This is a genomic window from Flavobacterium glucosi, from assembly GCF_048286535.1.
Classification (GTDB): domain Bacteria; phylum Bacteroidota; class Bacteroidia; order Flavobacteriales; family Flavobacteriaceae; genus Flavobacterium.
In genome coordinates, this window is sequence record NZ_JBLVPK010000012.1 from 1 (window position 1) to 16,354 (window position 16,354).

General features: G+C 36.8%; 9 protein-coding genes. 8 read left to right on the forward strand and 1 reads right to left on the reverse strand.

Features of this window, described 5'->3' with window-relative positions; genetic code table 11:
- From ACNQGD_RS14815 to ACNQGD_RS14845, 7 genes are all read left to right on the forward strand, one after another.
- The coding region (locus ACNQGD_RS14815) for a T9SS type A sorting domain-containing protein (RefSeq protein WP_417999822.1) at positions 1 to 2,020 on the forward strand (2,020 nt) is incomplete at its 5' end.
- Positions 2,021 to 2,489: 469 nt separating this feature from the next.
- Entirely contained in the window at positions 2,490 to 2,771 is a 282-nt protein-coding gene (locus ACNQGD_RS14820; protein ID WP_417995401.1) for a hypothetical protein, read from the forward strand.
- A gap of 394 nt (positions 2,772 to 3,165) precedes the next feature.
- Positions 3,166 to 3,414, forward strand: coding sequence for a hypothetical protein (locus tag ACNQGD_RS14825; protein WP_417999823.1), 249 nt, complete (start codon positions 3,166 to 3,168; stop codon positions 3,412 to 3,414).
- 1,071 nt (positions 3,415 to 4,485) lie between these two features.
- Positions 4,486 to 9,612, forward strand: coding sequence for a T9SS type A sorting domain-containing protein (locus tag ACNQGD_RS14830; RefSeq protein ID WP_417999824.1), 5,127 nt, complete (start codon positions 4,486 to 4,488; stop codon positions 9,610 to 9,612).
- Positions 9,613 to 10,101: 489 nt separating this feature from the next.
- On the forward strand, positions 10,102 to 10,332 hold the full coding sequence (locus ACNQGD_RS14835) for a hypothetical protein (protein WP_417999825.1): 231 nt from the start codon (positions 10,102 to 10,104) through the stop codon (positions 10,330 to 10,332).
- A gap of 98 nt (positions 10,333 to 10,430) precedes the next feature.
- A complete protein-coding gene (locus ACNQGD_RS14840) occupies positions 10,431 to 11,900 on the forward strand; it encodes a T9SS type A sorting domain-containing protein (protein WP_417999826.1) in 1,470 nt (489 codons plus the stop codon).
- A gap of 431 nt (positions 11,901 to 12,331) precedes the next feature.
- Positions 12,332 to 12,823, forward strand: coding sequence for a hypothetical protein (locus tag ACNQGD_RS14845; RefSeq protein WP_417999827.1), 492 nt, complete (start codon positions 12,332 to 12,334; stop codon positions 12,821 to 12,823).
- Between the two features lie 71 nt (positions 12,824 to 12,894).
- On the opposite strand, the gene ACNQGD_RS14850 is transcribed toward ACNQGD_RS14845, so the two are convergent.
- Positions 12,895 to 13,842 (reverse strand): TerC family protein, encoded by a 948-nt coding sequence (locus tag ACNQGD_RS14850; protein WP_417999828.1) that lies wholly within the window; start codon positions 13,840 to 13,842, stop codon positions 12,895 to 12,897.
- A gap of 291 nt (positions 13,843 to 14,133) precedes the next feature.
- On the opposite strand from ACNQGD_RS14850, the gene ACNQGD_RS14855 reads away from it, so the two are divergent.
- Positions 14,134 to 16,323 carry a glutamine synthetase III family protein gene (locus tag ACNQGD_RS14855; RefSeq protein ID WP_417994563.1) on the forward strand — a complete coding sequence of 730 codons (2,190 nt, stop codon included), beginning with the start codon at positions 14,134 to 14,136 and terminating at the stop codon, positions 16,321 to 16,323.
- Positions 16,324 to 16,354 lie beyond the last annotated feature (31 nt).

Here is a 16,354-nt window from a genome sequence, read left to right on the forward strand (position 1 = left end):
TCTGCGTTCACAAACCAGAACTTGGAATGTAACTGATGCCTGTGGCAACGCAGCAGCACCGGTTTCCCGTACAGCAACCTGGACAGTGGATATAACATTACCAGTGATCATGGCTACTGGAACTCCAACCAACGGCACCTTGGGCTGTAATCCAACAGCAGCAGCTATTACTGCCGCGCTAGGAACAGCCACCGCCACGGATAATTGTGGTTCAGTAAGTCCAACATTCACCGATGCAACAGTGGTAATCATCGGTTGTCTACGTTCACAAACCAGAACCTGGAATGTAACTGATGCCTGTGGTAACGCAGCAGCACCGGTTTCCCGTACAGCAACCTGGACAGTGGATATAACATTACCAGTGATCATGGCTACCGGAACTCCAACCAACGGCACCTTGGGTTGTAACCCAACAGCAGACGCAATTACTGCAGCGCTAGGAACAGCCACCGCCACGGATAATTGTGGTTCAGTAAGCCCAACATTCACCGATGCAACAGTGGTAATCACTGGTTGTCTACGTTCACAAACCAGAACCTGGAATGTAACTGATGCCTGTGGCAACGCAGCAGCACCGGTTTCCCGTACAGCAACATGGACAGTGGATACAGAAAAACCTGTTATCACAGTTACAGGAACACCTGCCAACTGTACATTAGCTTGTAACCCAACAGCAGCACTGATAACTGCAGCGCTTGGAACAGCCACCGCCACCGATAATTGTGGTGTGGTAACTCCGACATTCACAGATGGAGCTGTCGTTAGTAACGGTTGTTCACGTTCACAAACCAGAACCTGGAATGTAACTGATGCCTGTGGCAACGCAGCGACAGCAGTTTCCCGTACAGCGACCTGGACAGTGGATACAGAAAAACCTGTTATCACAGTAACAGGAACACCTGCCAACTGTACATTAGCTTGTAACCCAACAGCAGCAGCTATTACTGCAGCGCTAGGAACAGCCACCGCCACGGATAATTGTGGTTCAGTAAGTCCAACATTCACCGATGCAACAGTGGTAATCACCGGTTGTCTACGTTCACAAACCAGAACCTGGAATGTAACTGATGCCTGTGGCAACGCAGCAGCACCGGTTTCCCGTACAGCAACTTGGACAGTGGATGTTACACCGCCGACTCTTACTTGTCCAGCTGGTCAAACAGTTGAATGTGGTGCAATACCAGTCTTTGGTACTCCAACAGTAAGCGATGGTTGCGGTCCAAATGCAATTATTAATGATTTGGGTATAACTACGACAAATAATGCAGATGGTTCAGTGACTCATACAAAAACTTGGACTGCTACAGATGCCTGTGGTAATACATCGGTTTCATGTAGCCAAAGTATAATAGTACCGGCATGTAATGAAGGTTGTACTTTAGGATATTGGAAAAACCATACTGATAGATGGTGTTCAACTTATTCGCCTTCAATGTTGTTTGGCAGCGTGTTTGTAAATGCACCGTCTAATCTTGCTAATTTAACTTTATTGCAAGCCCTTAATTTAGGAGGTGGAGGTATTTATAATTTAGCTCGTCAGGGTGTCGCCGCCTTATTGAATGCTTGTAGTAATGAAGTTGATTATCCAGCGCCTTATTTAAACAATCCTCAATCAGTAATAAATGCTGTTAATGCAGCGTATTTATCTGGAGGAAGCGCACCTGGAACATTAGCAACTCAATTGGATAATCTTAATAATTCAGGATGTCCTTTAGGAGGAACTTCTGCTACAAAAAAAGAAGTAGATGGCTTGGGTGATAAAGCAGGTTTTGATGCGTATCCAGTTCCTTTCAAAGACCAACTTACCATTAGATATAATTTTGATTACGTATCTGATGTAAAAATCGATGTACTTAATTCACAAGGTGTTTCGGTACTTTCAAAAATGGACAGTAATAGTTATTTGAACAAAGAAGTTACACTAAATCTTAATTCTCATGTAGATAGATCAGAAGTGTATATTGTGAAAGTAACTACCAACAGAGGAAGTAGTGTGAAAAAAGTAATTTCTTCAAAATAGGTTGTTAATAATCATCTAATCCTAAAAAATGAAGCGGATTAGAATATAAAATTAAACCTCGAAAGTTCTGCTTTCGAGGTTTTTTTACTTTTTTATGTTCCGTCCTGAAATAGCGATACACAAAAAACATATTATCATAAAAAAAATATTTATTATACGATAAAAAGTGTAGCAGACTATTGAGGGCACTGAAAAAGTATTTTAAGTATTAATTTTTAATAAAAAGGAGTAGAAAACTTTGTTTTTTACTCCTTTTTTGTACGTTTAAACTACAATTATAGGGTGTTTTAAGTCATAAATAGTGTGATTTAATCACTCTATAAAAATGTTTTCAAACAGGAGGTACTTTTTTAGTATCCTCAGACTATTTCTCACTTATTTCTGGTGTTTAAACACAGGTTTTTTAGAGCTTTTTTTGGACGAATGCGTTTGCTAAAAAGCTATTTTTTATATCACACTATTCCTTTTAGTGTTCGGTCAGGCTTCGCTTTATAGTCAAGCGGTCTCGGGAGTTGCGGTTAAAGCTAACTTTAGGACAGATGCCGATGTGTATGCTTATCGCTTACAGTTTGGCGGATTGACTACCGCTCATACGAACGACTGGTTTTTGAATGGCGATTTATGGCTTGGTACAGGAGAAAATATTATCAGACAAGATTTTGTACAGTATCTTATAGATAAAATTGTAAACCCAATCAATGAAAAAATAAACATCTATTTTTTGCCACGTCCCGAGGCTTGGGGTCACTAATTTGCGCGAATTTTTTTAATTTCTAAATAAAATTCGTGTGATACTACTTCATCTTTGAAAATACGGGTTTAATTTTTATACCAAATCGTGACCGATGCCATTAAGTTTAAGTGGTTTTAATTGCCACTTCGAGGCTTAATTTTTTCACAAAAAAAAAGCAATATAAAATGAAATTGAAACTGTCAGGCTGAGCGCAGTTGAAACCCCACTTAGTAAAAAACGGCATTGTATCGAGAAGCTTTTATTATAAAAAATTCTCGATACTAAGTAGAAATTTTCTGCCGTAAACTCCTATTATCCCGAAGTGTCGGGACGAACTAGAGAGTGCTTAACTTAATGACATTGAAGCTACTGGATGTTGTCTCTTTTGACGAAACATCTCGAGTTATTTTGTATGGCCGGCAATAGGAGCGGGGCAGTAGATATGGGGAGCATGATTAATCCGGAATCTAAGGAAAGAGTTACTAAATTAATGGAACCTGTTTTTGGAATTGAGGGAGTGTCACAGGAAGTGTATGCCTCGAATGCGGTTTTAAATAGGGTTAATGAAATAAAAAGTAACAAACGGGAATTGATTATAGATTGTGGTGTGGATGATTTTTTGGTTGAATCCAATCGGGAATTACACAGAAGACTCGTTTAGAATACAGTTTCTCCTGATTATACGGAACGTCCAGATGCACATACTTGGGAATATTGGGAAAATGTGTTGCCTTCTCATGTGTTATTTTTTAGCAAAATTTTAAGAAACAATACTGTTGTTGTTAAGTAGGAATTAGAATTCAATCATATTTTTTAATACAAAAGACCTTTCAGTAATGAAAGGGTTTTTTTTTGTCATTTTTTAAATCGCTATATTGTTTTTAAGAATAAAAAGTAATGTTTTAAATGCTTCAATAAGTTTTAGAACCCCAGAAATCGGCTTTTTTTTAATACTAGGAGACTAGTGAATTTTCAATTAATAGGTTCTCAAAAAAACGATAAGAATAATTCACATGTTAACGGATATTACTTTTTTTTAACATAGTTTTTTTTATTAACAAAAATTAAATAATAAAACACTTAATTAATTGATTATCAGTAAGTTAACTAGTAATTTTGTATTAATATTTTATAGCTGTAAACCATTTCTTAGCGAATAGTGCCACTTGTCGGAAATAATAGAATGTTGTCTTGTTTTGGGGTCTTTTTTTTTCTTTTTTTGATGTTATAGCTAACTTTGATTGGATAAAAATTAATTATTTAAGTCTTTTTTTAATGTAACTATTTGTTTTATAGTGGTTATTTATTACTTGTGATAAAATGGACTTTTTTAGATGGAGCACTTCATAAAATTGTTTTTTGAAGTTGTTTCATTTAATGCAAGTTTTTATTTGGACTTAGAAATATTTTGTTAAACCTGTTCTTAATTTCAATACAGATTTTTTTAGATTAAAGTTTAAAGATTGCTTTATAAAGCAATTGTCTGGTAGATAAAAGAATTTAGTTATTGTTCCAAACAATAAAAATTTTTTGAATGATGGATTACTTCATAAATATGTTTGTGAAGGTTGATTTGTATCTCAGTAATTTTTAATGCTCCAGTTTATAACTTACTATTTTTAATTTATGGTATTAAACTACACTCTATGAAATAGGACTTTTTCAATTCTTCGAAAACCCCACTTCTACATGCGCTTTCTTATTAATAATATGGTCTTAAAACCAAATTATTATGAAAAAATTTATATTCTATACGATAAAAAGTGTTCAAGAATACTGGCACACTTTTACCTGGCGCTTTAACGCAGGTTTTTCAAAATTTAATTCTAGAACTCCTCTTGGTCAGCTGTCAAAGCCATGGCTCAATTGTTGGGATCAATCGCTTGCTTCAATTTTTATATTAGGAGTAATTCTTATGACGGGTTACACAGGTAATGCACAGAATATTCAAGGAGTAGTGCCTGTATCAACTCCAAAATTAGGGTCTGGAGTGGACGGCGATGCCTTTGCTCACGAACCTATTGGTACTATTTATGAGGGTGTAGGCGACTTGTTTGACAAGTTGGATCCGACCATTGCAGGTCATGGGTTGATTAACCCATTTACCGGTCAAGTATTTTACAAACCCACCATCCCTGCTACTGTTCCGGTTAGTTATTTTCTGCAAGATCCTTATTTAAATGATCCAACCACATTTACTTCCTCCAATAAAATAAATGATAACCCAAACACCTATACTTGGGGAGCAGGATCTTCACCTGATAAAAATGAAATCCAAAATACTGGTGTTCATTTTAGCTACGGTGATCCAGAAGTAATAGGAGGAGTAAGTATTGATGGTCAGACATTTGTTGCCGGTACGAGTGGACCTGGAGTTGTTACGGATTTATGGGCTCTTTTTGCAGGTGACCGTCAGGTGACCAATGGTAGCAGTTACATAGATTTCGAGTTTTTACAGGCTCCCTTATCGATTACTGGCGCAACCTTTGGTGCCGTTGATCCCCTAACTGGTATTGCACAAATTACAGGGGGTAGTGGCGGATTTACAACTTTAGGAACCCAAGGTGGACGTACAGTTGGTGATATATTGCTCACTGTAGAATTTGTTCAGGGAGGTGGTGATGCTACAGTCGTGATTCGAATATGGACGGAAATAACACCTGGTGTCTATCAATACGTAGTTCATCCCAACTCTGAATTTTTTGGCGAAATTTATTTAACAAATAACTTTTCGACTACCACAGTACCCTTTGATACCTATGGAACCTTTCCGGGTGTTTATACTCCCAATCAATATGCTGAGGGTGCTATCAACCTTACACAAGTGTTCGCAACAGCGAATAGTAATCCATGTTTTACACTAAGTACGCTGTTTATTAGAACACGATCTTCAGGAAATTCAACGCAATCTGAATTAAAAGATTTTCCGGGAGCTCCCATTCAGTTGAATTTAAATTTTATTCCAATTGCCAATGCTGGTGTTGATAAAGTGTTAACCTGTACAACAACTTCCATTGCCTTAAGCGGAAGTTCAACCACATTAGGAGCAACATTCTCTTGGGTTGCTTCTAATGGAGGTAACATCGTTTCTGGAGCAAATACAGCCACACCAATTGTTAATGCAGCAGGTACGTATACCTTGACCGTTACTAGTCCAGCCAGTACTTTATGTACCGCTACCGATGTAGCCTTGGTAACGTTAAACAATACGCCACCAAATGGCAATGCAGGAGAAGACAAAGTGTTGAATTGTACTACTACTTCAATTGCCTTGAGTGGTTCCTCTACAACAGCAGGAGTAACTTATTCTTGGGTTGCCAGTAATGGCGGAAACATTGTTTCCGGGGCTACAACAGCCACACCCACTGTCAATGCAGCAGGTACGTATACTTTAACCGTTACTGATCTAATTAATGGTTGTACTGCTACTGATATCGCTTTGGTAACGTTAAACAATACTGCACCAAATGCAAATGCAGGAGTCGATAAAGTGTTGACATGTACCGTTACTTCAATTGCCTTGAGTGGTTCCTCTACAACAGCAGGAGTAACTTATTCTTGGGTTGCCAGCAATGGCGGAAACATTGTTTCCGGAGCTACAACAGCCACACCGACTGTCAATGCAGCAGGTACGTATACTTTAACCGTTACTGATCTAATTAATGGTTGTACTGCTACTGATATCGCTCTAGTAACATTAAACAATACGCCACCAAATGTAAATGCAGGTGCCGATAAAGTATTGACTTGTACGATAACTTCAATTGCCTTGAGCGGTTCCTCTACAACATTAGGAGTAACTTATTCTTGGGTTGCCAGTAATGGCGGAAACATTGTTTCCGGAGCCACCTCAGCAACACCAACAGTAAATGCAGCCGGTACGTATACGTTAACTGTTACTGATCCAATTAATGGTTGTATTGCTACTGATGTCGCTTTAGTAACATTAAATAATACTACACCAAATGCAAATGCAGGAGCCGATAAAGTGTTGACTTGTACGGTTACTTCAATTGCTTTAAGTGGTTCGTCTACAACAACAGGCGCTACTTTCTCTTGGGTTGCCAGCAATGGCGGAAACATTGTTTCCGGGGCTACAACAGCCACACCAACTGTCAATGCAGCAGGTACGTATACTTTAACCGTTACTGATCTAATTAATGGTTGTACTGCTACTGATATCGCTTTAGTAACATTAAACAATACGCCACCAAATGCAAATGCAGGAGCGGACAAAGTATTGACTTGTACGATAACTTCAATTGTCTTGAGCGGTTCCTCTACAACAGCGGGAGTAACTTATTCTTGGATTGCCAGCAATGGCGGAAACATTGTTTCCGGAGCTGCCTCAGCAACACCAACAGTAAATGCAGCGGGTACGTATACGTTAACTGTTACTAATCCAGTAAATGGATGTACTGCTACCGATGTAGCCTTAGTAACGCTTGATGCTAATACACCAAATGTAAACGCAGGAGCCGATAAAGTGTTGACTTGTACGGTTACTTCAATTGCTTTAAGTGGTTCGTCTACAACAACAGGAGTAACTTATTCTTGGGTTGCCAGCAATGGCGGAAACATTGTTTCCGGGGCTACAACAGCCACACCAACTGTGAATGCAGCAGGTACGTATACCTTAACCGTTACTGATCCAATCAATGGATGTACAGCTACCGATGTAGCTTTGGTAACGTTAAACAATACGGCACCAAATGCAAATGCGGGAGCCGATAAAGTGTTGACTTGTACCATTACTTCAATCGCTTTGAGTGGTGCATCTACAACAGTAGGAGCTACTTTCTCTTGGGTTGCCAGTAATGGCGGAAACATTGTTTCCGGGGCTACAACAGCCACACCCACTGTCAATGCAGCAGGTACGTATACTTTAACCGTTACTGATCTAATTAATGGTTGTACTGCTACTGATATCGCTTTGGTAACGTTAAACAATACTGCACCAAATGCAAATGCAGGAGCCGATAAAGTGTTGACTTGTACGGTTACTTCAATCGCTTTGAGTGGTTCGTCTACAACAACAGGCGCTACTTTCTCTTGGGTTGCCAGCAATGGCGGAAACATTGTTTCCGGGGCTACAACAGCCACACCAACTGTCAATGCAGCAGGTACGTATACTTTAACCGTTACTGATCTAATTAATGGTTGTACTGCTACTGATATCGCTCTAGTAACATTAAACAATACGCCACCAAATGTAAATGCAGGTGCCGATAAAGTATTGACTTGTACGATAACTTCAATTGCCTTGAGCGGTTCCTCTACAACATTAGGAGTAACTTATTCTTGGGTTGCCAGCAATGGCGGAAACATCGTTTCCGGAGCAACAACAGCTACACCTACAGTAAATGCAGCGGGTACGTATACGTTAACTGTTACTAATCCAGTAAATGGATGTACTGCTACCGATGTAGCCTTAGTAACGCTTGATGCTAATACACCAAATGTAAACGCAGGAGCCGATAAAGTGTTGACTTGTACGGTTACTTCAATTGCTTTAAGTGGTTCGTCTACAACAGCAGGAGTAACTTATTCTTGGGTTGCCAGTAATGGCGGAAACATTGTTTCTGGAGCTACAACAGCGACACCAACTGTGAATGCAGCAGGTACGTATACGTTAACCGTTACTAATCCAGCTAATGGATGTACTGCTACTGATATAGCTTTGGTAACGTTAAACAATACGGCACCAAATGTAAATGCGGGAGTCGATAAAGTGTTGACTTGTACCGTTACTTCAATTGCCTTGAGTGGTTCCTCTACAACAGTAGGAGTAACTTATTCTTGGGTTGCCAGTAATGGCGGAAACATTGTTTCTGGAGCTACAACAGCGACACCAACTGTAAATGCAGCGGGCACGTATACTTTAACTGTTACTGATCCAATCAATGGATGTACTGCTACTGATATCGCTTTGGTAACATTAAACAATACACCTCCAAATGCAAATGCAGGAGCCGATGTTCTGATATTATGTGGTGAAATTACCGTACTGTTTTCAGGATCTTCTACAACAGCAGGAGTAACTTATTCTTGGGTTGCCAGTAATGGTGGAAGCATCGTTTCTGGAGCAGATACTGCTACACCAACCGTAAATGCAGCGGGTACGTATACCTTAACCGTTACTAATCCAATCAATGGATGTACCGCTACTGATGTAGTTCTGGTTACTAATCAAATTTGTATCGTTGAAGGTTGTACGTTAGGATACTGGAAAAACCATACTGACAGATGGTGTTCAAACTATACTCCTTCCATGTTGTTCGGAGATGTGTTTGTAAATGCACCTTCTAATCTTGCTAATTTGACTCTATTGCAAGCACTGAATTTAGGTGGTGGAGGTATTTTTAATTTAGCTCGTCAAGGAGTAGCTGCTTTATTGAATGCTTGTAGTGAGGAGGTTGATTATCCAGCACCATATTCTGATAGTCCACAATCGGTAATAGATGCCGTTAATGCGGCCTATTCAGCTGGAGGAACCGCACCTGGAAAATTAGCAACTCAATTGGATATTCTTAATAATTCAGGATGTCCATTAGGAGGAACTTCTGCAACAAAAGGAGGAGATGGTTTGGGAGATAAAGCAAGTTTTGATGCGTATCCAGTTCCTTTCAAAGATCAGCTTACCATTAGATACAATTTTGATTATGTATCTGATGTAAAAATCGATGTACTTAATTCACAAGGTGTTTCAGTATTTTCAAAAATGGATAGTAATAGTTATTTAAACAAAGAAGTTACACTAAATCTTAATTCTTTTGTAGATAGATCAGAAGTGTATGTTGTAAAACTAACTACCAACCAAGGAAGTAGTGTGAAAAAAGTAATTTCTTCAAAACAGTAAATTTTAAATAATCATCTGGTCCAAAAATAAAACGGATTAGAGTCTAAAATTAAACCTCGAAAGCTTTTGCTTTCGAGGTTTATTTATCCCTTGTTTTAAAATTGATTTTTAGATTGTTTTGTAAAGCCCCTTCGTTGGTAAATAAAAAGAATTTAGATATTGTTTCTCGCAATAAAATATTCTTTTGATGGAGGAGTTCTTCAATTTTTTTGAAGGTGTTTTTTAACACGGGAGGTTTATCGCATAAATCGAAAAATTTTCTATTTTTTCTTTTTTTAATTTATTAATTTAAAATTAAGGTTTTTAAGTTTCTTTTAAAGCCCCGATTTGGTTAATTAAAGGTAGTTTATTCCCCCAAAATAAAATATTCTTTTGATGATGGCGTACTTCATAAATGAGTTTGTGAGGGTGTTTTGTTTATATAATTTTTTTATCCCAAGTCTACTGGTTTCCTATTTTTTAACAATTATGGAGTAAAACTACAATATCATGAAAAATAATACACTTCAGCAGTTTTTCGAAGCATTATCAAGCAAAAATATATTTTGCTTTTCACCGAAAAACAAAATTTCATCACTAGTCTTTTCAACGCTTAATAAATCAGATTTTAATCCAAAACCTCTAAATAATACTTATGTCAAATGTCTTGTTCATGAAAGCGTATTAAAATTATTTGGGGAGAGCACTTTTTTTCTTTTAGAAATGTATTTGTATTTTTAATAGTTAGTTACTTAAGCTCTTCTACTGCATTTGCACAAGTTAATCTTCCCGATTCAAGGAGATGTACTTCCAAAGATTTACAATTAGTTGAAGCAAGGTTGACAGGCGGAGATCCCTGTAATTCATGTGTAGCCAATGCTACAGTAACCAGAACATTGACATTATCCATTAACAATACCACAGGATCAAACAGAACCTCCTTTGCTTTCTGGGGAACTTTAGAGCGATATAATGGTACGACTCTTGCTTCTTCTGAGCCAATAAGTGGATGTAATAGTACTCCTGTTCCGCCTAATGTATCTGCGCTTCCTCCGAATACAATAACGTCTTTGAATTTTGGAAATGTCACCTATACATGTGGACAAAGATTGATTATTACTAATTTGTTTTTGGCGTGGACTTCAGCTGCTGATAATGCATCATGTCCATTGGAGCCGAGTAAAATTGCTCCAAAATGCGGGACCTTACCTTTCATAGAAATTAATGCTGGTGTTAATGGGACTGTAACGGCAATCAGTGCAACTTGTACTGCAGGAGGTTCTATTACTGTAGCTCCATTTGGTGGTTTACCACCTTATAGTGTCAAATTAGGAGATGGTGCTCCAGTTTCAGTTGTTGCTGGTGCTACAACAACTTTTAGCAGTCTTGCAGCCGGTAATTATAGTGTTACTATAACAGATTCTACCATTCCTAATAACTGTAGCATAGTTATCCCTAAAACTGTTGGAGGACCTACTGCAATACCTGCACCAGCAGCTACAGTAACGCAGCCGACCTGCAGTATTGATTCCGGAACTGTTACCGTAACATCGCCAACAGCTGGTCTCACTTATACACTTAAGCAGGGCGGGGTTATACTATATACAGCTAACTCTAGTGGAGTGTTCAGTCCAGTAGCCTCAGGGACATATCAATTTTTTGCTTCTCTTGGCTCCTGTAGTACACAAGGTGACGATGTAATTGTGAATCCACAACCTGGAACACCAGATGCACCACAATTAAAAATAATCCAGCCAATAGCATCACTTTGCGCAACAACAACAACTGGAAGTATCGAGGTGTGTAATCCTATTATTGGATACACTTATAAATTAAATGGTGCTAATCCAGGTATTACGGCTGTGGCAAATGTGCCAGTTGTATTTAGCAATCTTGTGGCAGGTTCTAATCCAAGTATTACTGCTACCAGCCCGGCTAACTGTACTTCAAATCCAGCTAGTTGCAGCAGTGCGACCACTACTTGTTCATCTCCAGCACGAGCCGCTAAAACTACAGAAGCCGTTTCGCCGATAGAAGCAAAAACTGAAGCCGCAGGTTTTACTACGTATCCTGTTCCTTTCAAAGACCAGCTTACTATTAAATACAATTTTGACTATATATCAGATGTGAAAATCGAGGTATTTGATTCACAAGGTGTTTCGGTGTTGTCTAAAACGGACACTAATAGTTATATGAATAAAGAAGTTACACTTGATCTTAAATTAAATAGAGGAAGCGACCAAGTGTATGTTGTAAAAGTGACTACCAATCGAGGAAGCAGTATTAAAAAAGTAATTTCTTCCAGATAGTTTTAAAACTAATTTTAACTAAAAAGCATCTGTTTTAGCAGATGCTTTTTTATGCTTTATAAATCTATTATTTTATCCAATTTCAAATACCCAATATGCATTTTCTCTTCTTTTAGGGGAGTCTCAAATTTTGGGAATTTTAAGAAATATTTTTCTTTAAACGGGTTGTTCAGCATATCAAAATATCGATGAGAAGTTGTCCTTTGGCTTAAAGCCAAAAAACTTTTGTAGGTGGAATAAAATCTTTTAAAGAATACTAATTCCAAAAAATAGTATGTTGCCTCTTAAACCAGCCTTGTGCCATACAGCCTAGCATTAGCATATATAATTTAATTTTTTTTTCGTTTTTTAAAAGTGCATTATTTTTAAAAATAAACTTTGGCACAATTAATGAATAGAGTTTTGAAGTATAACTTAATAAACCTAAAAGAATGAAAAAAATTACCTTATTTTTAGTTTTCATCGGGATGATGACACTACAAAGTTGCGAAGTAAACGATACTGTGGATAATGATACGATTAGTGAAGTGTTTGAAGTTACAACTTCATTTAATTCCAATAATAACTACAGTAGATTGGTTGCTTTTGATCCGCCAATTTATTCTTCGGATGTAGTTTTAGTGTATCATTTGTACGATACGGTAAATGGTGAAGATATTTGGAAGTTAATGCCTCAAACGTATTATTTTAGTGATGGTGGAGAGTTAGATTTCAATTTTGATTACACCAGATATAATGTTAATATTTTTCTTTCGGCTAATTTTAACCTTACTACATTGCCATCAAGTTGGACACAAGACCAAACTTTTAGAATTGCCATTATACCAGCTAATTTTGCAACTACAGTCAATAAAAACAATATAGACGCAGTCATGTCAGCATTAAGCGTTAATAAAAGTGAGATTAAAAAAATTGATTTGTAAAGTATACTTTTCATAAAAAAAGGAAATCGTGAGATTTCCTTTTTTTTATGCGTTTTGTTTTTTTGAATTATTTAGACGAATTCTTTACTGCTTTTTCTTAAGGAGACTACAATACCAATGATAAGCGATAAAGCAATAAAAGCGAGAGAACCCCATTCTGGAATTTCAATAAAATCATGAAGCAGCATTTTTAATCCTACAAAACTCAAAATAGCAATAAGGCTGTATTCCAGATAGCTGAATTTTGCCAGAATATTGGCGAGAAAAAAATACATAGATCGCAATCCTAAAATAGCAAAAATATTAGAACTAAAAACTAAAAAAGGATCATTTGTTATTGCTAAAATTGCTGGAACGCTGTCAATAGCAAAAACGACATCCATTACTTCAATAACTACAAGTGCCACAAAAAGTGGTGTTGCAGCTGTAATATGTCTTCTTTTTACAAAAAAATGCTCTTCATCGATGTGATTTGAAATGGGCATTATTTTTTTAAGGCTTTTATAAACAAAAGATTTTTTGGGCTGAAATTGCTCATCATCCCCGCTAAAAAGCATTCTCATAGCAGTGTAAATTAAAAAAGCACCGAATATATAGGTAGTCCATGAAAATTTATTGATTAGCATAACGCCAAAAAAGATCATTAAACCTCTAAAAACGATAGCACCTAATATTCCCCAGAATAAAACACGGTGTTGGTATTTTTGTGGAATTTTAAAAGCTGAGAAGATGATGGCGATGACAAATATGTTGTCTATACTTAAAGACAATTCTATTAAATAACCAGTAATAAATTTTATAGATGCAGTTGCCGGTTTTAGCGCATCAGGATTAGCAATATAATTAGTACTGTAAAGCCAATAGATTACTCCCGAAAACAAAAAAGATAATGTAACCCATATTGCGGTCCACTTTCCAGCTTCTTTCGAACTTATAACATGTGGTGTTTTATTGAAAACACCTAAATCAAGAGCCAGAAAAAGTATTACAGCTGCTAAGAAACAAATCCAGACGATCATAAATAAAATATTTAAAGTTACGCAAAGATACTTTTTGGTTTTTTAACTTCCATAAATATTTAATCTAAAGTTTTATGTAGTAAATAATGTTGTAATTTTTTGATGAAAATAGGAGTAAAAAAATATATGCCATCTAAAATTATTATGTTGTTATAATTATATGCCTTTTTTAAGAATTTCATAAATTTATGCTATTTGCCCATAAAAAGGAGAGGCAAAATTTCATAAAAGTAATAATTAAATTATATTTGCATCAAAATATTAGGGGTTTAATCAATAAAATAATTTTTTATGTCAACATTACGTTTTCAAGCTTTGAGAGAAGCTTCAAACAGAAAGCCTGTTCAATTTGAAGAAACCGATAGAAAATCAACTATTTTTGGTTCGAATGTGTTTAATGATAAAGCAATGAAGCAATATTTAACTTCTGATGCTTTTAAAGGAGTACAAGGTGCTGTTCAGCATGGAACTAAAATTGACAGAAAATTAGCTGATTATATTGCAATGGGTATGAAAGAGTGGGCTCTGTCAAAAGGAGTAACTCATTATACGCACTGGTTTCAACCACTTACAGGAACAACTGCAGAAAAGCATGATGCTTTTTTTGAAACCTCTTATGATGGTAGTGATCCAGTAGAAAAATTTGGTGGAGCACAATTAGTACAACAAGAACCAGATGCATCTAGTTTTCCTAACGGAGGAATTAGAAATACATTTGAAGCAAGAGGATATACCGCTTGGGATCCCACTTCTCCAGCATTCATTTTTGGAACTACTTTATGTATTCCAACCGTTTTTATTTCATACACAGGAGAGGCTTTAGATTATAAAACACCTTTGTTGCGAGCCTTGACCGTTATGGATGACGCTGCAACCGAAGTGTGTAAATATTTTGATAAAAATGTCAAAAAAGTTACGGCAACCTTAGGATGGGAGCAAGAATATTTCTTGATCGACAGATCATTGGCAGATTCTCGTCCTGACCTTATGATGACAGGAAGAACTTTGCTAGGGCATACCTCAGCAAAAGGACAACAATTAGATGATCACTATTTTGGTTCTATTCCAACTCGTGCTTTAACGTACATGAGAGATTTAGAACAAGAATGTATGCTGTTAGGAATTCCGGTTAAAACACGTCACAATGAAGTAGCACCAAATCAATTTGAATTGGCACCTATTTTTGAAGAGACAAACTTAGCGGTTGATCACAACTGTTTATTAATGGATGTAATGCAAAAAGTGGCGGAACGTCATGATTTAAAAGTGTTATTCCACGAGAAACCGTTCAAAGGAGTTAATGGTTCAGGAAAACACAATAACTGGTCATTAGCAACTGATACTGGAGTAAACTTGTTGAGTCCAAGTAAAACGCCTATGAGCAATTTACAGTTCTTGACTTTCTTTATCAATACTATAAAAGCGGTAAATGATTATGAAGCATTATTAAGAGGCGCTATCGCTTCTGCAAGTAATGATCACAGATTAGGTGCAAATGAAGCCCCACCGGCAATTATCTCTGTATTTATTGGGGAGCAATTGACTAAAGTTTTAGCTGAATTAGAAGGCGTAACAGCAGGGAAATTATCCCCGGAAGAAAAAACAGACTTAAAATTAAATGTAGTAGGTAAAATTCCAGATGTACTTTTGGATAATACCGATAGAAACAGAACTTCACCATTTGCTTTTACAGGAAATAAATTTGAGTTCAGAGCCGTAGGTTCTACTGCAAACTGTTCTAATGCAATGACAACTTTGAACGCCATTGTAGCAAAACAATTGAGAGATTTCAAAAAAGAAGTGGATAGCTTGATAGATTCTAAAGACATGAAGAAAGATGATGCGATCTTCAATGTATTGAGAGAATATATCAAAGTTTCTAAAAATATCCTTTTCGAAGGAGACGGGTATAGCGATGCTTGGGAAATCGAAGCAGGAAAAAGAGGTTTAAGCAACTTCAAAACAACTCCTGAAGCATTAAAAGCAAGAGCTTCTAAACAAGCTTTGGATTTGTTTTCTGAATTGGGTATCATGAACCACATTGAAGTGGAAGCGCGTTACGAAATCGAATTGGAAGAGTACACTAAGAAAATTCAAATTGAAGGTAGAGTTTTAGGTGATATTTCTAAAAATCACGTAATCCCTACTGCTATTCGGTACCAAAACACTTTAATTGAAAATGTTAAAGGATTGAAAGATATTTTTGGAGCTGAATTTGAATCGGTTGCTAAAGAACAAATCATCTTAATCAGAGAGATTTCTGGTCATATCGAAGGCATCAATTCTAAAGTGGAAGCGATGACAAACGAAAGAAAGAAAGCAAATGTTTTGACTGATGCCCAAGCAATGGCGGAAGCATATTGTGATTCAGTAAAACCATATTTTGAAGTAATTCGTGAGCACTGTGATAAACTAGAGTTATTAGTTGACAATGAGCTTTGGACATTGACTAAATACAGAGAATTGTTGTTTACAAAATAAACATACAAATCTCAAAAATACCAGACCCGAT